The sequence below is a fragment of the Prosthecobacter sp. genome (assembly GCF_034366625.1).
GTDB lineage: Bacteria > Verrucomicrobiota > Verrucomicrobiia > Verrucomicrobiales > Verrucomicrobiaceae > Prosthecobacter.
In genome coordinates, this window is sequence record NZ_JAXMIH010000028.1 from 102,897 (window position 1) to 125,082 (window position 22,186).

The 22,186-nt window shown below is 59.2% G+C and carries 16 protein-coding genes; 11 read left to right on the forward strand and 5 right to left on the reverse strand.

What is annotated here, in order from left to right; translation table 11 throughout:
- Nucleotides 1-5 precede the first annotated feature (5 nt).
- The 5 genes from U1A53_RS25580 to U1A53_RS25600 all read left to right on the forward strand — a co-directional run bounded on the left by U1A53_RS25580 (nucleotide 6) and on the right by U1A53_RS25600 (nucleotide 7,392).
- A complete protein-coding gene (locus U1A53_RS25580) occupies nucleotides 6-902 on the forward strand; it encodes a GxxExxY protein (RefSeq protein WP_322284735.1) in 897 nt (298 codons plus the stop codon).
- Between the two features lie 103 nt (nucleotides 903-1,005).
- Nucleotides 1,006-2,439 carry a DUF1501 domain-containing protein gene (locus U1A53_RS25585; protein ID WP_322284736.1) on the forward strand — a complete coding sequence of 478 codons (1,434 nt, stop codon included), beginning with the start codon at nucleotides 1,006-1,008 and terminating at the stop codon, nucleotides 2,437-2,439.
- A 56-nt stretch (nucleotides 2,440-2,495) separates the two neighbouring features.
- A complete protein-coding gene (locus U1A53_RS25590) occupies nucleotides 2,496-3,935 on the forward strand; it encodes a neutral/alkaline non-lysosomal ceramidase N-terminal domain-containing protein (protein WP_322284737.1) in 1,440 nt (479 codons plus the stop codon).
- The gene (locus U1A53_RS25595; protein ID WP_322284738.1) at nucleotides 3,932-6,028 is read left to right on the forward strand and encodes a DUF1553 domain-containing protein; all 2,097 of its coding nucleotides are present in this window, start codon (nucleotides 3,932-3,934) and stop codon (nucleotides 6,026-6,028) included. Before U1A53_RS25590 ends, U1A53_RS25595 begins: the two co-directional genes overlap by 4 nt.
- Nucleotides 6,025-7,392, forward strand: coding sequence for a DUF1501 domain-containing protein (locus U1A53_RS25600; RefSeq protein WP_322284739.1), 1,368 nt, complete (start codon nucleotides 6,025-6,027; stop codon nucleotides 7,390-7,392). Before U1A53_RS25595 ends, U1A53_RS25600 begins: the two co-directional genes overlap by 4 nt.
- On the opposite strand, the gene U1A53_RS25605 is transcribed toward U1A53_RS25600, so the two are convergent.
- Nucleotides 7,393-9,813, reverse strand: coding sequence for a DUF1549 domain-containing protein (locus U1A53_RS25605; protein ID WP_322284740.1), 2,421 nt, complete (start codon nucleotides 9,811-9,813; stop codon nucleotides 7,393-7,395).
- Between the two features lie 80 nt (nucleotides 9,814-9,893).
- Between U1A53_RS25605 and U1A53_RS25610 the strand changes: the two genes are divergently transcribed.
- Nucleotides 9,894-12,221: a DUF1592 domain-containing protein gene (locus U1A53_RS25610; protein WP_322284742.1), complete on the forward strand. Its 2,328-nt coding sequence runs from the start codon at nucleotides 9,894-9,896 to the stop codon at nucleotides 12,219-12,221.
- A gap of 466 nt (nucleotides 12,222-12,687) precedes the next feature.
- On the opposite strand, the gene U1A53_RS25615 is transcribed toward U1A53_RS25610, so the two are convergent.
- Nucleotides 12,688-13,017 (reverse strand): hypothetical protein, encoded by a 330-nt coding sequence (locus U1A53_RS25615; RefSeq protein WP_322284743.1) that lies wholly within the window; start codon nucleotides 13,015-13,017, stop codon nucleotides 12,688-12,690.
- Nucleotides 13,018-13,180: 163 nt separating this feature from the next.
- The gene (locus tag U1A53_RS25620; RefSeq protein WP_322284744.1) at nucleotides 13,181-13,753 is read right to left on the reverse strand and encodes a hypothetical protein; all 573 of its coding nucleotides are present in this window, start codon (nucleotides 13,751-13,753) and stop codon (nucleotides 13,181-13,183) included.
- Nucleotides 13,754-14,212: 459 nt separating this feature from the next.
- Here U1A53_RS25620 and U1A53_RS25625 point away from each other — a divergent pair, with 459 nt between their 5' ends.
- Nucleotides 14,213-16,213 carry a hypothetical protein gene (locus U1A53_RS25625; protein ID WP_322284745.1) on the forward strand — a complete coding sequence of 667 codons (2,001 nt, stop codon included), beginning with the start codon at nucleotides 14,213-14,215 and terminating at the stop codon, nucleotides 16,211-16,213.
- Nucleotides 16,214-16,233: 20 nt separating this feature from the next.
- Here U1A53_RS25625 and U1A53_RS25630 read toward each other — a convergent pair whose 3' ends face one another.
- Nucleotides 16,234-17,787: a DUF2961 domain-containing protein gene (locus U1A53_RS25630; RefSeq protein ID WP_322284746.1), complete on the reverse strand. Its 1,554-nt coding sequence runs from the start codon at nucleotides 17,785-17,787 to the stop codon at nucleotides 16,234-16,236.
- A 131-nt stretch (nucleotides 17,788-17,918) separates the two neighbouring features.
- Here U1A53_RS25630 and U1A53_RS25635 point away from each other — a divergent pair, with 131 nt between their 5' ends.
- The 4 genes from U1A53_RS25635 to U1A53_RS25650 are packed head-to-tail and all read left to right on the forward strand — an operon-like array spanning nucleotide 17,919 to nucleotide 21,202.
- Nucleotides 17,919-19,190: a DUF1552 domain-containing protein gene (locus tag U1A53_RS25635; RefSeq protein WP_322284747.1), complete on the forward strand. Its 1,272-nt coding sequence runs from the start codon at nucleotides 17,919-17,921 to the stop codon at nucleotides 19,188-19,190.
- Between the two features lie 46 nt (nucleotides 19,191-19,236).
- Nucleotides 19,237-19,461, forward strand: coding sequence for a hypothetical protein (locus tag U1A53_RS25640; RefSeq protein WP_322284748.1), 225 nt, complete (start codon nucleotides 19,237-19,239; stop codon nucleotides 19,459-19,461).
- A complete protein-coding gene (locus U1A53_RS25645) occupies nucleotides 19,458-19,868 on the forward strand; it encodes an HNH endonuclease signature motif containing protein (RefSeq protein ID WP_322284749.1) in 411 nt (136 codons plus the stop codon). The genes U1A53_RS25640 and U1A53_RS25645 overlap by 4 nt, the downstream gene beginning before the upstream one ends.
- 32 nt (nucleotides 19,869-19,900) lie before the next feature.
- Nucleotides 19,901-21,202: a hypothetical protein gene (locus U1A53_RS25650; protein WP_322284750.1), complete on the forward strand. Its 1,302-nt coding sequence runs from the start codon at nucleotides 19,901-19,903 to the stop codon at nucleotides 21,200-21,202.
- Between the two features lie 28 nt (nucleotides 21,203-21,230).
- Here U1A53_RS25650 and U1A53_RS25655 read toward each other — a convergent pair whose 3' ends face one another.
- The gene (locus U1A53_RS25655) at nucleotides 21,231-22,145 is read right to left on the reverse strand and encodes a hypothetical protein (RefSeq protein ID WP_322284751.1); all 915 of its coding nucleotides are present in this window, start codon (nucleotides 22,143-22,145) and stop codon (nucleotides 21,231-21,233) included.
- Nucleotides 22,146-22,186: the final 41 nt, after the last annotated feature.

Genomic DNA, 22,186 nt, shown 5'->3' on the forward strand with positions numbered 1-22,186 from the left:
GAGGTGTGCAACGGATTCAGGGCGACCACGGATTTCGGAATACCTTTAACAAAAAAAACCGTGATCGCTCTGAATCCGTGGGACAACATCTTCACCCTATGGACTTCAAAAACGACTCAGTCTCACGAGCTGTCATCGGCAAGGCGCTGGAAGTGCATCGTGAGTTAGGCCCTGGCATCAATGAAGAGTTTTATCACCGCTTGCTCTCGGAGAAGCTGATAGCAGCGGGTCTTGAGCATGAGTACAAACCCCGCACCCAGATGATCTATCGCGGGCATGTCGCCGATGAGTTCGAGCCCGATCTCGTCGTGCCAAATCGATTGATTCCCGAACTCAAAGCCATTCGTGGCACCTTTGGTCCGAGCCACTTCACTCAACTGCTGGTGTATCTCAAGTTCTGGCACATCCCTGTTGGGTTGCTCGTGGATTTTGCCAAAGAGAGCCTTGTGCCGAAACGAGTCCTTGCTCCCACCGATGTCTCATCCGGTTTCCCAGAGACACCGATTCCGTCGTTCGTCACCCATCCATCACTGGCAAAAACGCTGCTCGGTTTCCTGCGTGATATTCATGCAGATCATGGGCTAGGCTATCGTGAGACGACTTATCGCGGTTTGCTGAAGGCGTGTTTACTGGCTGAAGGAATCGGGCATGTGGTCGAGCCTGTTGCATCCATTCATCATCTTGGCCCTGCATCACTTCGTTGCATCCAAGTCAACAGCCAGTGCGCCGTCAGCATCTCAGCTCTGGGCGACGGATTGGTAGCTGCCGACCGCGCCATTCTCCAAACCTATTTGAAGTGGCTCGGGCTGCCTTGGGGCATCGCCATTCACTTCGGGAAAAGGTCCGTTGACCTGCGTTTTGTGAAGCATCCCACGGATTCAGGACAACCACGAATCCTCTGATCTTCTGTTCCAATCCGTGGTCGCCCTGAATCCGTGGGACAATGTCATCTGCGAGGTGCTGGCGTGATAACCCCGTCGCTCGCCGCCCGTATGTTCAGCGCCCATGCTCACCATCAACGGCACATCTCGCTCCAACTGCTCCGGCGTCACGCGTCGTGAGCTGTTGCAGATTGGTGGCGCGGGATTGTTTGGGATGACGTTGCCGGGCATTCTCGCCGCGCAGGAAGCGCAGCATGCATTTGAGGGCGGAAAGGCGAAGTCTGTGATCTTCTTGTTCCTCTTTGGTGGCCCAAGCCAGCTTGAGACCTTCGACATGAAGCCGGACGCGAAGCGCGAGGTGCGCGGGCCTTTCAAACCGATCAAGAGCCGCACGCCGGACCTGCTCATCAGCGAGCATTTGGGGCGACTGGCGAAGATCTCGCACAAGTACGCGGTCATCCGCTCGATGACGCACAGCTACAACGATCACAGCGGCGCGGGGCATTACCTGCAAACGGGGCATCGCTGGCATTTGCCGATTGGCGGCGGTTTTTCGGCCACGCCGCAGGATTGGCCGTCGATGGGCTCTGTGGTGGAGCATTTGAGCCAAAAATCGCCCGGTGGCATGGAGCGCGATCTCGCCTCGTATGCGGTGCTGCCGAACCGCCTCGGCAAACTGCAGGATCGCGGGCAATACATCCGTCCTGGTGAGTATGCAGGCTGGCTTGGTCAAGCCTACAACCCGATGACGACCGTCATCGACAAGAAAGACGTGAAGGACAATCCCTACTGGCGTGCCTGCGCGGATGGCGAGCTGAGCTACGAGATCGAAGGCCTGAAGCCCGTGATCCCTGTGAGCCGAATTCAGGAGCGCGTCGGTTTGCTCGATCAATTCGAGGCCGTGCGCACGCGGCTCGACATCGGCGATGGCGACGCGATGGATCTGCACCGCAAGCGCGCCATGGCGCTCATCTCCTCCGACAAAACGAGCAGCGCGCTAAACATCCGAGCCGAGTCCGAAACGATGCGCGGCCGCTACGGGCGGCATCTCTTTGGTCAAAGCTGTCTCATGGCGCGTCGCCTGGTCGAGGCGGGCACGCGCTTCGTCACGGTGCATTACGATTCCGTGACCGGCTACGACTGGGACTCGCACCGCACGAGCGATGATGTACGCGATCACCTGCTGCCCACGTTTGATCAAGGCTGCTCCGCATTGCTCAGCGATCTCGACGAACGCGGATTGCTCGATGAGACACTCGTCATCGCCATCGGCGAAATGGGCCGCACGCCGATCCCGAACGCCACCTGGGGCCGCGGCCATTGGAGCACCTGCTTCCCCGCGCTCATCGCCGGTGCGGGTGTGCGCGGCGGCATCGTTTACGGCAAGTCGGACAAAGAAGCCGCCTATCCCGATGACAAGCCGGTGTCGCCCGAAGATCTCGCCAAGACGATCTACTGGTCCCTCGGCATTGATCCCGATCTCATGCTCATGAATCGCGAAAACCGTCCGATCCCTATGGTGGACGGCGGCAAGCCGGTGATGGCGTTGTTTGGATGAGTCGCGTAGTTCGCTAAACCGCGACAAAACAGCCGTGGCTGCGCTGTATTGCTTCCATGCGCACTTTCCTGCTCGCCTTCCTCGTCACCGCCTCCGTCTTCGCCGCCGATGCTCCCAAGGCTCCGCTGATGGCGGGAGCGGCCACGTCCAATATCACGCCGGAGCTCGGCGGCGAGGTCGTGGGCGGTTTCGCGCCGTTTCCATGCACGCACATCCATGATGAGCTTCATGCGCGCTGCCTCGTGCTCGATGATGGGAAGACGAAGCTGGTGCTGGTGGTGTGCGATCTGCTCGGGCTGCATCGCAGCGTGTCGTTGAAAGCACGCGAGTTCATCGAGACGGAGACGGGCATTCCGGCGGCGAACGTGCTCATTTCCGGCACGCACACGCATTCCGCCGTGAACGCCCTCGGCGGCCCGGTGCGCGGTTATTTCTCCGATTTGGAGCTGACCGATTACCAAAAGTTCGTCGCACGCCGCATCGCGGATGGCGTGCGTCGAGCCATCCATCTGCTGCGCCCGGCGGAGATCGCGTTCGGCACGGTAGATGTGCCGGAGCATGTGCATATCCGCCGCTGGTTCCTCAAAGAAGGTTCCATGCCTCCGAACCCTTTTGGCAAGATCGACAAGGTGAAGATGAATCCTGGCGCGGGCAATCCGGCGCTCGTCGAACCGGCTGGCGAGCCTGATCCAACGGTGAGCTTCCTCGCATTGCGTGAGCCCGGTGGTCGGCTGATCTCCGTCTATTCGGCCTACTCGCTGCATTACGTCGGCGGCGTGGGGAGTGCTCATATCTCCGCCGACTACTACGGCTACTTTTGCGAGGCCTTGAAGCGTCTCCAGGCCGATGGCGCGAATGGTCCGCCCTTCGTCGCGATGATGGCGAACGGCACCAGCGGCGACGCGAACAACATCAACTTCCGCAACCCGCAGCCGCGCAAACAGCCGTATGAGCAGATGCAATACGTCGCTGAAGACGTGGCCGCGAAGGTGAACGGCGCTCTCGCGAAGGTGACGTGGCAGAGCGAAGCCCCGCTCGCTTCGCGTTACCGTGAACTCGATGTGAAGTGGCGCAAAATCCCGGACGAACTCATCGCCTGGGCCAAAGAAACCGAGGCGAAGGCTCCGCGCATCCAAGGCGGCAAGGCCGATCTGCCGCTGGCGTATGCGGGCCGCGTGCAACGACTCGCCGAGGCCAGCCCCGAGACGAAATTCCCCGCGCAGATTCTCCGCATTGGCGACATCTGCGTCGGCTCGTCTCCTTGCGAAACTTTTGCCGAAACCGGCGTCGAATTCAGAAAGCGCAGCCCGTTCGCGAAGTCGTTCATGGTCGAGCTGGCGCACGGCTACTACGGCTACATGCCTACACCGCGTCATTTTGAACTCGGCGGCTACGAAACGTGGCCCGGCACGAACAACACCGAGTCGCAGGCCTCCGTGAAGCTCATGAACGCGCTGCTGGAGATGGCGGCTGAGGTCAAAACAACAGCTCCATGACCTGGCAGGTTCCATTGGGCGTGGTGTTCGTGCTGGCGACGAGTTTCGCTCACGCTGGCGGCATGAGCATCGAGGAAGGCCGCAAGCTGTGGTCGCTGATTCCACCGAAAGCGATGCAGGATGATCTCGACAGCTTGGTGAGCGTAAAGCTCGCCGAGCAGAAACTCACGCCGAATGGCGCTGCCGATCCACGCAGCCTCGTGCGGCGGCTGTACTTCGATCTGACGGGCCTGCCTCCCTCGCCTGAAGAAGCGGCGGCGTTTGAGATGAAAAACATCGAGCGCGTGGTCGATCAATTGCTCGCCAGCAAGCATTTCGGTGAGCGCTGGGGCCGCCATTGGCTGGATGCGGCGCGGTATGCGGATAGCAACGGCCGCGACCGCAATGTGATCTTCTACCATGCATGGCGTTACCGCGATTACGTGATCGACTCGTTCAACGCGGACAAACCGTATGACCAGTTCATTCGCGAGCAGATCGCCGGAGATTTGATGGCGTCGAAGCATCAGGCGCAGCGCGATGAGATGCTAACCGCCACTGGCTTTCTGGCGCTAGGCGCGAAGTCCTACGAGGAATCGAAGCCGGAGATATTTCGGATGGATGTGATCGACGAGCAGATCGAAACGATCAGCCGCAGCGTCCTGGGCCTGTCCGTGGCCTGCGCGCGCTGTCACGACCACAAGTTTGATCCCATCCCCACGGCGGACTACTATGCGCTGGCTGGCATCCTGCGCAGCACGCAGCCACTTTACGGCTATGGCACGCGTGGCATCAAGGCGACCGCATTTCATCACACGGAGTGGCATGCTCTGGGTGATGAGGCGAAAAAACTCGCACCTGCCGCGCTGGAGTATTTTCACAAACTGGATGCCGAGACGCTGGCGATGCACGAGGCGCGTTCTGCGCGCTACGGTGTTTCCAAACGCATCCCGGAGATGAAACGTCGGCTGGGTGAAGTGAGTGGAGCCGAGAAGGACAAGCTCGCCGCTGAAATTGCCGAGATGGAGGCCAAGGTGGCCGACTGGAATGTGAAAGTGGATGTGCTGGAGAAAAGCGTGGAAGCCATGAAGGACGCAGCGCCCCCGCAGCCCGCATGGGCGATGGGTGCGCGTGAGCGCGAAAAGATCGAGAACAGCCGCATTCATATTCGCGGTGAGATCACGAACCTTGGCGATGCCGTGCCGCGTGGTTTTCTCCAAGTTATCGCCATCAAGGCTGTGTCCGCGCCTGCGCCGAAGCAAAGCGGACGGCTGGAGCTCGCGCAGTGGCTCACGCATCGTGACAATCCGCTCACAGCACGGGTGATGGTAAACCGCGTGTGGCAGAAGCTCTTTGGCCGCGCGCTCGTGACCACAGTGGATGACTTCGGTGTGAGTGGCGCGAAGCCCTCGCACCCCGAGCTGCTGGATCATCTGGCGGTGCGCTTCATGGACGGCGGCTGGTCGGTGAAGCGGCTCATCAAAGAAATTGTTTTATCCAAGACTTACCGCAGATCGTCAGACGCGTCGGACCAGTCTGACAAGTCAGACCCGGACAACATCTATCTCTGGCGCATGACGCCACGCATGATCGAGGCCGAGGTGCTGCGCGACTCCATGCTGGCTCTGAGCGGCCAACTCGATCCGTATCCTCCGCAGCGGCAGTTTTTGGATCAATTCAATCCGCAGCGCGAGGCCGAGTTGCACACCTTCAAGCCCTTCCTCACCGCATCCGCCATCGTGAGCACGCACCGCAGCGTTTATCTACCGGTCATTCGCGGTACGCTTCCAGAGATCTTCACGCTTTTCAATTTCGCCGCGCCTGAACGTCCCGTGGCACAACGCGATGAGAGCATTCTGCCCGCGCAGTCGCTCTATCTGATGAACAACCCATGGGTGATCGAACAAGCGCGCCACACGGCAAAACGCCTCCTCTCTGGCAGCAGCGACGACCGCGAGCGCATCCAGCGCCTCTATGCGCTCGCTTTTGCCCGTGCGCCGACGAGTGAGGAAATGCAGCGCGCGCTGCGTTTTGTCTCCAACGGCCAGGAAACAGCCTGGGCCACGCTTTGCCAGACGGTGATGGCCTCCGCCGAGTTTCGCATCTTGCCATGAACACTTCCTTTCTCACTCGTCGTGACATGCTCCGCCACAGTTCGGCGGGTTTTGGCTATCTCGCTTTTGCAGGCATGGCTGCCGAAAGCGCGGCGCAGGATGCCGCGGGGCCACTGGCGGTGAAATCGACGCATTTCCCCGCCACCGCAAAGCGCGTGATCTTTCTCTGTATGCGCGGCGGGCCGTCGCAGATGGAGACCTTTGATCCAAAGCCGGAACTCACCGCGCAGAGTGGCAAAACCGGCCGCAGGTCGAACACGAAGCTGCTGGGGTCGAAGTGGAAGTTCGCGAAACATGGGCAGAGCGGCATCGACATCGTCGAACTGCTGCCGGAGACGGCGAAGCATGCGGACAAGCTCTGTGTGCTGCGCGGCATGAGCACGGACAATGAAAATCATCCACAGGCGCTGGAACAGCTTCACACCGGCAGTTTTCAGTTTGTGCGGCCTTCCATGGGCGCGTGGGCGGTGCATGGACTGGGCACCGAGAATGCCAGCCTGCCCGGTTTCATCTCCATCAATCCGCTCACCGCACTCGGCGGCATCCGCTACTATTCCAGCGCCTTTTTACCCGCCGCGTGCTCCGCCACGATGCTCGGCAATGCCAGCCAGCCCGGCGCGAAGCTCACGCTGAATGACATCAGCAACGCCGGCCTTGGCGCCTCAGCTCAGCGCGAACAATTGGACCTTCTTCAAGCCATGAATCGCGACTTGTTCGCGAAGACGCATGACCCACGCGTCGAAGGCCTCATCGAGTCCTACGAACTGGCCTTTCGCATGCAGGGTGAATTACCGCGTGTGATGGATCTCAGCGGCGAGAGCGTCGCCACGCTCAAACTCTACGGTGCGGACAAATCGCCCACGGAATCATTCGGCAAACAATGCCTGCTCGCGCGTCGATTCGCCGAGGCGGGAGTGCGTTTCATCGAGATCAGTCATTCGGAGTGGGATCTGCACGGCTCGCTTTACAGCGGCATGATTCGCAACTGCTCGCAGATCGACAAACCCATCGCTGGACTGCTGCAAGACCTTGATCAACGCGGCCTGCTCGATGACACGCTCGTGTTGTGGGGCGGCGAGTTTGGTCGCACGCCCGATGACGCCAGTCAGGACGGTCGTGGACACAATAACAAAGGCTACAGCATGTGGATGGCCGGTGGCGGCGTGAAAGCCGGCCACATCCACGGTGTGACCGACGAACTCGGCTACGAAGCCGTCGATGGTAAAGTCCACATCCACGATCTCCACGCCACCATGCTGCACATGCTCGGACTCGATCACGAACATCTCACCTACCGTCACGGTGGCCGCGATTTTCGCCTCACGGATGTGAAAGGGAAGGTCGTGCGCGAGATTTTGGCGTGATCACTGCACAAAGATGAACTGCTGTGTATTCAGCAGGCTGAAAACGAGATCTTCGATGCCGGTGAGGCCGCTGGTCTGGGCTTGGAGCCAGGTGTCGCGTTCGGTGGCTGTGGGCTTGCGGCTGAGAAGTGTCATGTAGATGGCCTCGACCTTTTCATCGGGATAAGGGGCCTTGTTCACGGAGAGCATGAGCTGGCTGTACTTGCTGGTGATCTGCGGCAGCAGGCTGCCGTTCATCATGGCGAGCGCCTGCGGCACACTGGCTTCGTGGTTGGCGTTTTCGATGGTCTCGCGGTCACTTTGACCAAACTCGCGCAGGTAGTGGCCGCGTGGTGCCGGGCTTTGGATTTCAGCGGCGCGGACGGAGTTGCGCTGCTGGTCATCGCGCGCGCGGTAGTAGGCGGGGCGTTCTTTCTCAGGAATGCCGAAGTAGTCCGCTTCGATGGCGTAAGCAGCGTGGCGCTTCTTCTCGGCGGCCTTTTTCTCCTCGGGCGTGAGCACGACGGGATCATAACCGGGGATGCGAATGGTTTGGGAGTTGCCGGACATCATCATCATGCTCTCGCCACCTGCGCTGGAGGTCGTGGTGAGGGAGGCGGTGACGAGCGGCTTGCCGGTGACTTTGGCAAAAAGGCGCTGCTGAGAGGGGATGAGCACATCGCTAGTGACGATGGCGCGGGCGTCGCGAGTAACGGCGCGGTATTCCTGGCGGATCTTCTGGAGTTCCTCACGTGCGGCGACAGCGGCGGCCTTCGCGGGTTCGATTTCGGCACCGACGGCTTTTTTCGCCTTCGCCTCGGCCTGCTGCGATTTGCGTGTGGCCTCGCCGATTTGAGTTTGGAGTTTGGCGATGGCCTCTTTTTGACCTTTGTAGATGTCCGCGGCCTTTTGCATGCCGGTGAGGACTTCCTCAGGCTGCATGGTGTTGATGGCATCGACGGATTTTTTTGCCTGGAGCACCAGTTGCTGCGCGGCCTCGCGGGCGAGCGTATTGGGCATGTCGGGATCGGGATTGATGAGGGTGATGAAGCTGTCCCACATCTGCTCGGCACTCATGCGTCGCAGCAGCGGTCCGGTGAAGTGATACACGTTGCCCGGCGCGTGCTCCTCGCGCGTGACCTGGCGCTGGTAGGTCTGGGTGTTGTAGAGCACGGCGAGGAAGGCGCGCATGTCGTAATCGAGATCGCGCATGAGCTTTTCCAGATGCGGCTGGAGTTCCGGAACCATCGGCGTGGTGGTGTCAAACAACTCGTCGAGCGGTTCGATGAGAGCGAGGCCGAAAGCGCGCTTCCACAGACGGTTCGTGATGACGGTGGTGAAGCGCGGGTTGTCCTTGCTGGTCATCCAGCGTGCGTAGGCCTGCAATGCGGTCTCACCCGGCTGCGGCGTGCATTCGTGGCCGAACATGGCAGCGGGCGCCACCTGAGCGCGCGGTTTGGCGTCCGGGTATTGGTAATCTTTGGGCAGCGCGGGTTTGCGCTTCTCATCAAACGTCAGCGCGTTGTCGCGGACGTTGTTGCGGGCCTCCAGCATGGCCTCGCGGAAGTAGAAGCTCTCGTCGCGCAGTTTTTTGTCGTGTTCCTGACGGGCAGCGAGCACGACCTTCATCTTGTCCTTGTACTCGGTCTCCAGCGCGGTGAACTGCTCCGGCGTCATGTCTTTCGTGCGCTTGGGCCGTGGTGGCTCCGGATTGGCGGCCTTGTTGGCAGTGCGAAGTTCGTTTTGTTTTTCGCCGTAAATCCTGGCCGTGTCACCGAGCACACCGCCGTAGTTCTGGCCCTGCACGCCATAGGTGAAGCCGGCCATCTGGTAGAACTGCATCTGCGTCCATTTGTCGAAGGGATGGTTGTGGCACTGCGCGCACTCGATGCGCGTGCCGAGGAAGATGCGCACCGTGTTGGCCATGTTGTCGAGCGGCATGCCCTGGTCGCGGTAGTAGTAGCCAATGGCACCGTTCTCCCACGGCCGGCCCTGCGCGGAGATCATCTCGGCGACCATCTTGTCATAGGGTTTGTTGGCGCGGAGGCTGTCTTTGATGAAGTTCGCATAGCCGACGCCCGTCGCGCCGTTTTGGTTCATGCGTAGCACATCGGCCCAGTAGTTGAAGGTGTGCTGCACATGCGCCTCGGTGTTCAACAGCCGCTGAATGAGCCGTGCGCGGCGATCTGGTGCCTTGTCAGCCAAAAATGCCTCCGTTTCCCGCGTGGTGGGGATGCGGCCGATGATGTCGAGATGGATGCGCCTCACGAACGTGGCGTCGTCGCTCATGGGGTTGCCCTTGAGCTGATGTTTCGCCCAGTCTTTGGCTAAAATCTCATCGATGGCCGTGGCAGCAGCCTTGGTGTCAGGGCTTTTGGCCTGAAGCGCCGTGAGGCTCAGCGACGCTGCGACGAGAAGGCGTGGAAGGGTGAGCGCGTTCATAGTGGCAGTCAGTACGGGCTGCTGCGCGGCCACTTTGCACCGGGATGATGGATTGATGGCGCGGTGAACGTGTTACCCGCATGAAACGCCTGCTTCTCTTTGTGGTGATCGCTGCGCAGCATCTGCGCGCAGCACCACACGCGGCGTTCTTTGACGCGCACTGCACGAAATGCCACAGCGGCGAGAAGCCGAAGGGCAAATGGCGGGTGGATGAGCTGTCGGCTGACTTTGCAGATCCAAAAGGACGTGCGCGCTGGGAGAAGGTGCTGGAGCAGATTGAGAGCGGCGACATGCCGCCGAAGTCGAAGCCGCGTCCGCCCGAGAATGAGGCGAACGCTTTGACCGACTGGATCAGTGCTCAAGTCAGCGCGGTGACGGCCAAGGAAGGCCGCGTGGTGCTGCGGCGGCTGAATCGCACAGAGTATGAGAACACGGTGAATGATCTCCTCGGCACGTCGGCGAAGCTGCAGACGATGCTGCCGCTGGATACTTCGGCGAATGGTTTTGATAATGTCGGCGATGCGCTGCACACCTCTTCATTCCTGATGGATCAGTATCTCATCGCGGCGGAGGCAGCGCTGGATCAGGCGATCACGAATCGTCCGAAGCCGCCGAAGCTGGAGCAGAAGCGCGTTGGATTGGAGGCGGCGTATCAGGTGAAGGCCAACTCCGAGAAGGTCTTTCGCAAACAGGAACAGCGCGTGGTGATGTTCTCGTCGTCGCAGTGGGTGGCTGCGACACTGTTTTATATCGCCGAGCGCGGCACGTATCGTTTCCGCATGTCGGTGTCCGGCGTGCAGAGCGAGGGCAAGCCGGTGACCTTCAGCGTGAAAAGCGGCGGTGGTGGCATGGCGGGGCCAAAGGCGCGTCTGGTCGGCTATTATGACGCTCCGGCGGACAAGCCGCGAATCATTGAGTTCACTGATCAGATGGAACCGAAGACCTCGATCACGATTTTGCCGTATGATCTGCCCAATGCGCAAACGGTGGGCAAAGTTGGTGCCGAGGCATGGGACGGGCCTGGAGTGGCCATCGACTGGGTGGAAATGGAAGGACCACTCAATGAAACCTGGCCGCCGGAAAGTCACCGCAGGCTGTTTGGTGACATGCAGCAGGGCAAATCGCCGATCTACAATCAAAGCGACCGCGTGGAGGTCATCTCGGACGCGCCGATGGCCGATGCGGATCGTATCCTGCGGAAGTTCGCCCGCCGCGCGTTCCGGCGTGCGGTCACGGATGCGGACATGAAGCCGTATCTCAATCTCGTGGCCGCGAAACTGGCCGAGCCGCAGTCGTTTGAGAAAGCCATCCGCGTCGGGCTCAGCGCCATCATGATCGCGCCGGAGTTTTTGTTTCTGCGTGAAGCACCGGGCAAGCTGGATGCTCCCGCACTCGCCAGCAGGCTCTCCTATTTCATCTGGAGCAGCACGCCGGATGAAGAACTGCTCACGCTGGCGGAGCAAGGCAAGCTCAGCGATCCCGCGACGCTGCACGCGCAAGTCGAGCGCCTGTTGAAAAGCTCGAAAGCCGCCGCCTTCACCACGAACTTCACCGGCCAGTGGCTCAATCTGCGCGAACTCGACTTCACCATGCCGAACCACATCGTGTATCCGCATTTCGACGAGATGCTGCGTGCGTCGATGCAACGTGAGACGGAGCTGTTCTTCGACGAAGTGATCAAAGACGACCTCAGCATCGCCAATTTCATCGCATCCGACTTCACCATGCTCAATGGCCGCCTCGCGAAGCACTACGGCATCGACGGCGTGAGCGGCTGGGAGTTTCAGAAGGTGAAACTCGCACCGGAAAGTCATCGCGGCGGCCTGCTGACGATGGCGAGCGTGCTGAAGGTCACCGCGAACGGCACCAGCACTTCGCCGGTGATTCGCGGCGCATGGGTGCTGGACCGCATCCTGGGCACACCGCCCAAACCGCCGCCAGAAAACGTCTCCGCGCTCGAACCCGACACGCGCGGCACCACCACGATCCGCGAGCAGCTCGCGAAGCATCGTCAGGTCGAATCCTGCGCGAGCTGCCATGTCGAAATCGATCCACCGGGCTTCGCGCTGGAGAGTTTCGATGTCATCGGCGGCTACCGCGAAAAATACGTGCTTGATGGCCGTCCCGCGAACTTCCGCACCGGCAAACCGGTCGATCCCGCCGACGTGCTGCCCGATGGCCGCGCCTTCAAGAACATCGACGAGTTCAAACAACTGCTGCTCGCCGACACAGATCGAATCGCCCGCGCCCTGACCACCAAACTCATCACCTACGCAACCGGCGGTCCGCCCCAGCGCATCGACCATGCGAAGATCGACGCCATCGTCGCGAAGGCCAAAACGAAGAATCTCGGCTTCCGCACGCTGATCCACGAGATCGTGGCGAGTGAGTTGTTTCAGAGGAAGTGACCCGTTTGCTTGCTCGGCTCAACGTCTAAGCTGTGCCGACCGCCGGGGCGGGGGTGAGCAAAGAGACGGGATGGCGGGTTGGAGTTACGGAAAGCAGGGCCGACACAACAGCCCCGTTAGTTCTTTAGTCGCCCAGCATATTCTTCAATCCGCCGACTGCGAGAATTGATGAACGATTCCACCCTGCTTTTATAGATGAGGTAATCTCCTTGATCTTTAAACTTCGGTGTGGACTGAAAGTCTTCGAACGGTAAGTAGAACTTCACGTCGCCTTGCTCATCCACCAAGTCGTTCAGGAGGAAGAATTGAACGTAGCCCTCGAATGTCTCAAACAATCGAAAAAACGAAGCATATCTTCTCAGGGCCTCCTCCAATGGACTTGGCTCGTTGATGTAGAAGCGCTTGATGCACTCCAAGGTCAGGTCGAATCGGTCGTCAATGAGCCGTGATATGCCTCTGGCCTGATTTATTGTGTGCTTTCGCTCCACCTGATTGTTGGGAAAATGAGGTACGCACCTATTGTTGAACCATGATCAAATAGCTCCTGCACTTCCTTCGGAATTTGCGTGGTAAGCCACTTCTTGTTCGTCTGATTTTTGTAGGAGTGAGTGATGGCGTCGCTCCCCAATGAGAAGTCGCCCAATGCAGAGCTGTGGAATAGGTAGCAGCTAGGCTTGTCATCTCGCAAGTCGAAGAAGTCACCACTCGGCAAGGACTTGCTCCAAAGAAGTTTGTGATAGCGTCGCAATGTGGGACTGGTGGCATCAGGATCCCCGCCATTGGCGTCGATATACATATTGAAGCTTGTATCAATCATGGAGGGACCGTGATGCGGGAATTGGATTCTTCTCCTGGGTAACGTTTTCTGACCTAACGATTCGGATCAGGCGGCGAGCGGGAAGCGTCGATGACACGACAGATGCCATTCGAGCCGTTGCCTGTATCCGGTTTGTCCGCCTTCATGGGTGGCCGTGGATGCTGCCTGCATTTTGATTGGCTTTCGCCTCGTTGTGCCTTCTGAAGTCCCGGCCAAGGCAGATTAGCCAGAAGAGAATGAGGATGCCATAGGAGGCGATGTGAGCCAGCCATGAATATCGGTATATAGCCGAGCGGGGAAACTCACGCCACGATCTCCGAAGCCACCAACGCTCAACCACGACTGACATGAAGTATGCTGGAACCATCAAAGTGATAGCCGCACAGGGGATCATCCACCACATGTCCTTCTCATACGGGATGAGCCACGGAGCCTGAACTGTCACGGCGTAGATCTTCTGGCCGGTGGTCGAAAGCCCCAGCGCAGCTCCAGTGTTAAAGACGAACATCCCGCCGACCATGAGTAACCACATGAGCGGAAAACCCAAGACCATCGAAAGGAGATTGGCCACGGATACTGCTGGAAGCGTCTTCCGCCAAGTCGTCTGAAAAGTGCGCTTGGCAATCCAAGACTCAGCCAAGATAATGGGCAACAGGGCGGCGGCAATGGTCGGCATATGCACGAACAACATGGGGACACCGATATTGGCGAGCATGATTAGCATGGAGGCGTCTTGTTGTTGGCCGAACGTTGTTTAGCCTCATTAAATCGTGTGCGAATCTAATTCGTCCACAGTTCTTTGTGGATTGGCAGTGTTGAGTTGATGGAAAAAGAGGGCGCGGACGAAAGGAAAGGATTTGGATGAATGAGCCGATGGAAGCGAAAATGTCGCCGGAGGTCAAGCCTTGGGTTTTCTGATGCTGAGCTTCACACCGCAAGAGTCTGGAGACACGCGTGAGATGAGTTCTATCTCCTGCGGTGTTTTTAATTCATAGCTCTGAGATAGCGCCCCGAGTCCCGCCGTTTGGGTGACATGAACACCCACCGCTGCCATTTCCTGCGTGGAGCCATTGTCGATTGTCGCAAAGCCCAAAGCGAAGAATCTCGGCTTCCGCATGCTGATCCACGAGGTCGTCGCGAGTGAGCTGTTTCAGAACAAATGAACCGTCGCACCATGAAAACACTCGCTACAGCTCTGATCGTTGCGTTGTGCCTCAACAGCATGCTGCACGCGCAAACGCATCCAGCGATGCGACCGCTGCCCGTGGTCTCAAAGTCGGCTCTGACGAAGGGGCCGCGGCATTTTGTCGATGCCACGCGTGGTGATGATGCCAAGGCGGGCACCGAGCAGGAACCGTGGAAAACGCTCGGTCATGCGCTGCGCCGATTGAAACCGGGTGACACGCTCTATCTGCGCGGCGGCACCTATTTTGAAAAGGTCCCACTCACGCAATCGGGCACGCCGGAGCAGCCGATCACCATCGCTTCGTATCCTGGTGAGCTGGCGGTGATCGACGGCAGCGCGCGCGAGTTTCAGGAGACTCCTGCGTCGAGTTGGGAGCCGCTGTCGAGCGGTGCGGAGGGCGAGTTCGTTTCCACACGGAGCTTTGCGGATGTGGATGACCGCCGCGTGCCGCATCAGTTCCTCCCGGCCGCGTGGGAGCCGATGTGGGGCATTGAGGAGCAGCGGCCGCTCGCGCTTGGCCATTTCGCGGATTCGATGGTGCCGCTGCATGGCTACCGCTCGCTGAAGGATCTACGTTCCATGAACGAGCTGTGGGTGAAGGGCAAGAAGGAGGATTTTGACTTCTACTGCGGACCCGGCGTGTGGTTTGACCGCGAGACGGGGCGTGTACACATCCGGCTCGCGCACCACCAGCTCGACGGTCTCGGCAACCGCGCGTATCGCGGCGAGACGGACCCGCGCAAGCTGCCGCTCATCATTGCGCTCGGCTTTGGCGACGATGTTTTGCGCCTCACCGGCATCAAGCATGTGCGTCTGCAAAATCTCATCCTGCGCGGAGCCACCGGCAGTCCGATGATCAGCATCTACGGCTGCGAAAACATCCAGATCGATCACTGCGCCATCTTCGGCGGGAATCCGGGCCTGCTCATCAATGCCTCGAAAAACATCACCATGACCCACAGCACCATGCGCGGCCTCGCAGCACCGTGGACTGGGCGCGCGCATATGAAATACCGTGGCACCGCTTCCTACCAGATCGTGCTGCGCGACGACCAGCCGATCAACGAGAACATCGAGTTCGCGAACTGTGAGTTCACCGACGACCACGATTTCGCCTTCCTGCGTTTCGCGAAAAATCTGAAACTGCACCACTGTTTCATCGATAACTTCAACGACGACGGCTTCGAGGTCGGCCCGAAACGTCGGGATCACACGCTCTACATCTTCCAGAACCGCATCGGCGGCATTCTCAGCCACTTCACGCAGCATGAGATGGACAAGGACGAGGCTCCGCTGGATCACGATCCGGGTGCGGGAGCCTACATTTATCGCAACGTCATCGACCAGCGCGCTGGAGCCTATTATCAATCGCCGTCCGAACCCGATCCGAGTGGAGACTTCCTGCACCACGAAGGCCATCTCGTCGGCGACCATGGCGGTCCGATCTGGGCCGTGATGCGCTGGTATCACAATTCCATCCTGCGCCGCACACCCACCTTCCGCGACTACTTCCTGCTCGGTCTCGGTGCGCAAGGCATCCGCAGCACCGAGCGCGATGTCTTCAACAACATCCTCGTCCAGATCGACAAGATGCCCGGCGCGAGTTTCGCCGGCCTCAAGGAACCCTGGAGCCTGCGCGAAGGCGGCAACATCCTCTGGGGCGTGAATGACAGTTCCAAAGCCGACCCTTTCGCTAAATTCCGCGCCTCACCGTTGTTTGAAGCGAGCAAAAAAATCCACGCAGCAGGCTGGACCACGCAGGATCGTGTCCTTGATCCGAAATTTGCCTCGCTGACCGATCTCCGCCTGCAAGGTGACAGCCCCGCCATCAACACCGGCATCGCCTTGCCCGCCGAGTGGCCTGATGAGATGCGCGCTGATGACAAAGACGCGCCCGATGTGGGGGCGCTGCCGATTGGCGCGAAGCCGTGGGGTGTCGGTGTCGATGGCCGCGTGCCGCTGTTTGGTGAATCGACGAACAAGAACTGAGGGCGTGGCAATCAGCCAGATTACTCAACCGCTTTCGGCTTCAGCACCGTGCCGTCCGGCGTGGCGGCCTTGAAGGCGAAAGTCCAGCCGCCGTGATTGGTGCCTGACTCGTTGTTCAGGGTGAGCAGGATACGATTGGTGCCTTTCTTGAGCGGCACTTCAATCTTCGCGGTGCGGAAATGCGTGTGCGCGCCGAGGTCGAGCGGTTTGTCCTGATTCACGCGCAGCACGAGGTGATCATCCCAGGTGATTTGGAATTGCGCGGTCATGTCGCGGTCAGCATCGAGCACGCAACCGGCCTGCGCGGCCACGCCGGTGAAATGCGCGCCCGCACCGCGTTTGTGCGGACGGAAGGCGTGATTGAAGTCGGTGAAGCCATGATCGCTGCGCTGCTTCACCCAGCCTTCGCCGCCAAGTTTGAAAACGGCATCGAGCGGCGAGCGCAGCGCGGTGTCGATGGCGGCATTCTTTTCGTTCACGAGCGTGCCATTGAGCCACCAGGAGCCGTGATCGGGCAGCGGCAGGTCCGTGACACCGCGCTTGAGTTCGACGCCGGGGAGGAACTCCTCGAACTTCGGCAGCTTCACGAAGGGCCGGCGCGGCTTGGTTTGATACCAATACACCGTGGCGCACACGTCGTTCTCCATCGTGCCGAAGCGCATGTGGATGGACTCGCGCCACTTGATTGGATCAGGCACAAAGAATCGATAACCCACCAGCCGCTGTGCCACGCGTGCCTCACCGGTGTCCTCATGCGTGTAGTAAGGCATACCGGACCACAGGTGCGTCTCGGGGGGATGCAGCGCGCCACCGAACGACGTGCCGAACACATCCTCGCCGCCAATGCCGCGGATGAACGCGGGATGGTCGCCAAGGCCGTCGATGAAGATGTTGTCGGCCCCGCCGTGGCTCCAGCGGTCGGTGTTGTCGATGAGCCGCACGCCATAGACGAATCCGATCAACTGCCCTGGGCCATCCGCATCGAGCATGAAGAAATCTTCGCCATAGCTCGCGGTCGGCATTTCGCGCCGCCAGCTTGCGCAGAAGCGGCGCTGCTCCTTCAACTCTTGATCGGGATAGCGATGCCAGTCCACTTGCAGATAGACCGCCATGCCTTCGCCGCCGGTCTCGAACTCGATGCGCGCCTTCCTGGCGAAGGGCATCTCGAAGTAGGAGTTCAAGGCGCTCCACTGCTTCGCCGAGAGCAGCGGGGTGTCGATGGCATAGTGATTCTGGCCGTGCATCACACCGAAGAAATCGCCCGCCGGTGCTTCGACATGCGGGATCGGCGAGTCGTCGAAGAAGATGCGGATGATGATCTTGCGATTCATCATCTGCACTGCGGTCGGAACGATCGGCTTGCTGAAACAGAGGTAGATGTGCTTGATGCAGCCGGGGCCATCGAGCGTGGCATAGGTCTCGCGCTGGTTCGCCTCCAGCCGCTTCACAAAGCTGACGCGCTCCGACACAGCGACCTCGGGCAGATCAAGGGCAAACAAGCCGGACGGCTCGGCGCTGACGGGCAATGCGTGAGCAAACAGGAAGGCGATGATGACAGGGATGCAGTGTTTCATGGCAGCGACGATGGTTGTGAGACCAAACGGAGCGACGAAGCTGTTTCTCAAAGGCGGGGCGGTGGAAAGACAGGTTGCGAGGATACGGAGGCAGCCAGCGTTCTGTCTCATGAACCAGCTCCTCTGCCGCCATGAACACGAATCCGCTTTCCCGTCGTCACTTTCTCCGAAGCGCTGGTGTCACGCTTGGGTTGCCTTTCCTCGAATGCTTCGCGCCGCGCGGCCGTGCGGCGGCGAGTGTGAAGCCAATCCGGCGCATGGTGTGCATCTGCACGCCGCTGGGGTTGCACACGCCGCATTTGTATCCGCAACAGAAGGGCAGGGACTATGCGCTCACGCCTTACCTGGAGCCGCTGGCGGAGTTCAAGAATGACTTCAGTGTGATCTCGGGGCTGTCGCATCCTGATGTCGGATCGAGCCATGACTCGATCTACAGCTTCCTCACGGCGGCCCCGCATCCGGAAATCCGCGCCGGGTTTCGCAATAGCATCTCGCTCGACCAGTTTGCGGCGGAGAAGATCGGCGGACAGACACGGGTGCCGAGTTTGTCGCTGTCGGCGGAGGGTTTTGGCCTGTCATGGACGCGCAGCGGTGCGCTGGTCCCTCCGGACTTGTGGCCTGCGAGTGTATTCGCGCGTTTGTTCCTCGAAGGCCGGCCCGATGAAGTGGAGGCGCAAACGCGCCGCTTGCGCAATGGCAAGAGCATCCTGGACACGGTGAGCGAGCAGGCGAAGCGCATGGCTCCAGCGATGGGCGCACGAGATCGCGAGAAAGTGGACGAATACTTCACCAGCGTGCGCGAGCTGGAGCAGCGCATGGTTACGGCGCAGGAGTGGGCATTGAAACCGAAGCCGCACGTCGATGCCAAGCCGATGCAGAACAACATGAACTCCGCCGACTTGCTCGGGAAGACGAAGCTGCTCTTTGAACTCACGCATCTCGCTCTGCAGACGGATTCGACGCGGCTGGTGAACATGCTGCTGCTTGGAACGAGCAGCGTGCCGCTCGTTCCAGGCGTGACGATTGGGCATCACGATCTCTCCCATCATGGTCAGGACCCGGCGAAGATCGAGCAGCTCAAAAAAGTGGAACTGGGCAAGATGAAGCTGGTGCAGGAACTGCTGGCGAAACTGAAGCAGACCAAGGAGGAGGGAGATACGCTGCTTGATCGCACGATGGTCTTCTTCAGCAGCAATCTCGGCAGCGCGGCGAGTCATTCGACGAAGGATCTGCCGGTCATCCTTGCCGGTGGCGGTTTCAAGCATGGCCAGCACCTCGCCTTTGATCCGAAGAACTGCCCGCCATTGTCGAATTTGTATGTGACCATGCTGCAACGCATGGGCATCGAAGCCGACAAGTTTGGCAGCAGCACGGGAACGCTCACGGGGCTGGAGGCGGCATGAAGCGCATGGGGCATTGACAAAAGAAGACCTGCCAGCACCTTTTCTCATGCCAGCCACCATTGCAGCTCCTGCCTCTTGGATTGAGTCGATCAGCAACTTCCGCCTGCCGGACCAGACCGACCGGCAATTGCAGAGCCTCATGGATCGGAACACGAATGGCATCTTGCAGCCGCCCGAAAAGGAAGAATTGGCGGCTTTGGCAGCGCTCAGTGAGGAGATCTCACTCCTGCGAGCACAGGCGCTGCAACTTCTAGGTCGGCGCCCGGCATGAGCGTCCCCTCCGACCTGGCTGCGCTGGTGCGAGATCGTGCCGGGCATCATTGCGAATACTGCGGCATGTGCCAATCGCTCCAGGGGGCGACGTTTCATCTTGAGCATGTTGTCCCAGTCACTTGCGGTGGTGCGACCACCGCTGAAAATCTGGCGCTCGCCTGTCCGAGCTGCAACCTGCACAAGTCGGACCGCTCCCATGCCGACGATCCTGACACTGGACTGGTCGTCTCTTTGTTTCACCCGCGTCAACACATCTGGTCACTGCACTTTGAATGGCAGGGAACGACTCTTGCTGGATTGACCGCCATCGGTCGCGTGACCATACAGGCTCTTGATCTGAATCATACACGCCGTCTGCGCGTGCGTGAGGCGGAACGCGTCTTCGGATTGTTTCCACCTGAATGAGACATCTCTTTACAGTCCTATGCTTGTTGTCGATGCCAGTCTCTGCGGCCTGGCAAGCTGGCGTGTCGAAAGCCGACATCACACCGACCGAATCCGTGCCGCTGGCGGGGTATGGAGGCAAGACGCGCATGTCGGAGCGGGTGGAGCATGCGATCTGGCTGAAGGCGCTGGCGCTGAAGGATGACTCGGGTGCGACTTCGGTGCTGGTGACGGCGGATTTGGTGGGGCTGAGCGACAAGATGGTCGCGGTGATCGCGAAGAACGCGACGGCGAAGCATGGAGTGCCGCGGGAGCGGCTGATCTTGAACACGTCGCACAATCACTCGTGCCCGGTGACGGAGGATGTGCTGTGGTTGTATTATGAATTCACGCCGGAAGAGGCGGCGGCGAAGGATCGCTACACGGCGATGGTGTATGCGAAGTATGATGAGGTGATCGGCAAGGCCATCGCGAACCTCGCACCGGCGGAGCTAGCGTTTGAGCAAGGGCTGGCCGGGGTGGCGGTGAATCGTCGTCGCTCACGCGGTGCTGAAAGCCGAGCGCTCGGCGGGCAGGTGGATCAGGATGTGCCGGTGCTCACGGTGAAGGCCGGCAATGATCTCAAGGCCATCGTGTTTGGTTATTCCTGCCACACGACGGCTCTCGGCGGCCTGAGCATCAATGGCGACTACGCGGGCTTTGCGCAGCTTGAGCTGGAGAAGTCGTTTCCAGGCTCGGTGGCGATGTTTGTGCAGAATTGCGGCGGCGATGCGAATCCACTGCCGCGCATTCGCGGGAAGGATGTCGAAGCAACGGAACTGGCGGGCATGTATGGCGAGGTTTTGGCGGAAGCTGTGCGTCAGGTCATCGCTGGCACGATGAAATCACTCACGGGGCCGATTCGTGCCGCGATGGGCGAGACGGAACTGGAATTGCAACCTGGAATCCCGCTCGATGAGTTGAAGCAACGCGTTCCGAACCTCACCGGCATGCCGAAACGCGAGTTCGAGCACTTCATCCGGCAGTATGAGACACTGGGCTCACCGCCGGATCGCGTGAAGTATCCGGTTCAAGTGTGGCGCATCGGGGCAGACTTCACCTTCATCGCGCTGACTGGCGAGACGGTCGTGGATTACTCGCTGAAGTTCAAAGCGGCCTACGGCTGGAACAACACGTGGGTCTGTGGTTACAACAACGACCTGCTCAGTTATGTGCCTTCGCTACGCGTCTTGAAGGAAGGCGGTTACGAGGGTGTGACCGGCATGTTTGAATACGGCCATCGTGCGCCTTACACCGAGACCGTGGAGGAGCGAATTACGACGAAGGTCGAGGAATTGATAACACGGATTAAATGACCGCCAACAGCCCGCGTTGCGGCAGCTTTTATGATGAAAGTATCTGAAGGTAATCAGTCTGCGGTTGGTAAAAAGTCGGCAGAGAATCGATTCCAAAGCAATATCCACAGACTCGGCTGTTATCGTGAGCAATCCTGACAAGTCTTCTATACTCGAGCATCTCACTCGACACCGGCACGAAATCACGTCTATGTTTTAGACGTTCTCTGTGGAAGGCTTCGTGGCAGCTTTTGCACATCGAATAAATGCGATTTGATTCGAAATTTTTCACAAAAGAAGTCGTCAGCAGACCATAAATTGGCTCATCGTGATGAGCATGGATCGACTCCGTCGCATTGCCGCGACCACATTGTTTACATCGACGACTATCTAAAGCCTTAATGCTTTCAGCGCGACACCGCCAACCCTCGGTATTGTAAAAATCTGCCTGTTCAACCGGGCAAGCCGTGTTGTACATCAAGTAGTCCGGCGGAGCGCCCCACCTATCTGCAAAATCGATGTTCCATTTGAGACGCCTCATGGCTTCTTCGAAGACCACGGAAACATGTACCCCACCCCGATGCTCATTGGATATGCCTCCAAGGTTCATGTCGCCTGCACGTTTGCGAATTTGAGAACTCAATTCCTGCCAAACTCGTCTCGCAAAATTCAATGCACTCGCGAAATAGATTGGGGAACGGTCATCGGCCAATCGTTCGATGTCGCAACGAAACGCAAAACAATTTGCAATCTTTGGGTGACGATCCTCCACCAGTTGAATCAACAGGTCTGTGTTAGGCTCATGACTTTCATATCTATCCCACGACTTTTCTGATAGTAGTTCCGATAACCGTCCGCTGTCGTCGATTGCCTGCGCAATCTCGTAAATTGCATTAACACGACCATAATCGCTTGAAGCTAACTCAAGCGTATCCATCTCGTCAGCGTCGGGGTAGTCAGTCATGGCAAGCACAGCATGGTTTTGATTTTAGAGTCTCACGGCCA

What these genes read in the sequence shown, in the direction of transcription:
- U1A53_RS25585 (WP_322284736.1), top strand. Translation starts at nt 1,006, where the DNA reads ATGCTCACCATCAACGGCACATCTCGCTCCAACTGCTCCGGCGTCACG.
- U1A53_RS25590 (WP_322284737.1), top strand. Translation starts at nt 2,496, where the DNA reads ATGCGCACTTTCCTGCTCGCCTTCCTCGTCACCGCCTCCGTCTTCGCC.
- U1A53_RS25595 (WP_322284738.1), top strand. Translation starts at nt 3,932, where the DNA reads ATGACCTGGCAGGTTCCATTGGGCGTGGTGTTCGTGCTGGCGACGAGT.
- U1A53_RS25600 (WP_322284739.1), top strand. Translation starts at nt 6,025, where the DNA reads ATGAACACTTCCTTTCTCACTCGTCGTGACATGCTCCGCCACAGTTCG.
- U1A53_RS25605 (WP_322284740.1), bottom strand. Translation starts at nt 9,813, where the DNA reads ATGAACGCGCTCACCCTTCCACGCCTTCTCGTCGCAGCGTCGCTGAGC.
- U1A53_RS25610 (WP_322284742.1), top strand. Translation starts at nt 9,894, where the DNA reads ATGAAACGCCTGCTTCTCTTTGTGGTGATCGCTGCGCAGCATCTGCGC.
- U1A53_RS25615 (WP_322284743.1), bottom strand. Translation starts at nt 13,017, where the DNA reads ATGTATATCGACGCCAATGGCGGGGATCCTGATGCCACCAGTCCCACA.
- U1A53_RS25620 (WP_322284744.1), bottom strand. Translation starts at nt 13,753, where the DNA reads ATGCTCGCCAATATCGGTGTCCCCATGTTGTTCGTGCATATGCCGACC.
- U1A53_RS25625 (WP_322284745.1), top strand. Translation starts at nt 14,213, where the DNA reads ATGAAAACACTCGCTACAGCTCTGATCGTTGCGTTGTGCCTCAACAGC.
- U1A53_RS25630 (WP_322284746.1), bottom strand. Translation starts at nt 17,787, where the DNA reads ATGAAACACTGCATCCCTGTCATCATCGCCTTCCTGTTTGCTCACGCA.
- U1A53_RS25635 (WP_322284747.1), top strand. Translation starts at nt 17,919, where the DNA reads ATGAACACGAATCCGCTTTCCCGTCGTCACTTTCTCCGAAGCGCTGGT.
- U1A53_RS25640 (WP_322284748.1), top strand. Translation starts at nt 19,237, where the DNA reads ATGCCAGCCACCATTGCAGCTCCTGCCTCTTGGATTGAGTCGATCAGC.
- U1A53_RS25645 (WP_322284749.1), top strand. Translation starts at nt 19,458, where the DNA reads ATGAGCGTCCCCTCCGACCTGGCTGCGCTGGTGCGAGATCGTGCCGGG.
- U1A53_RS25650 (WP_322284750.1), top strand. Translation starts at nt 19,901, where the DNA reads ATGCCAGTCTCTGCGGCCTGGCAAGCTGGCGTGTCGAAAGCCGACATC.
- U1A53_RS25655 (WP_322284751.1), bottom strand. Translation starts at nt 22,145, where the DNA reads ATGACTGACTACCCCGACGCTGACGAGATGGATACGCTTGAGTTAGCT.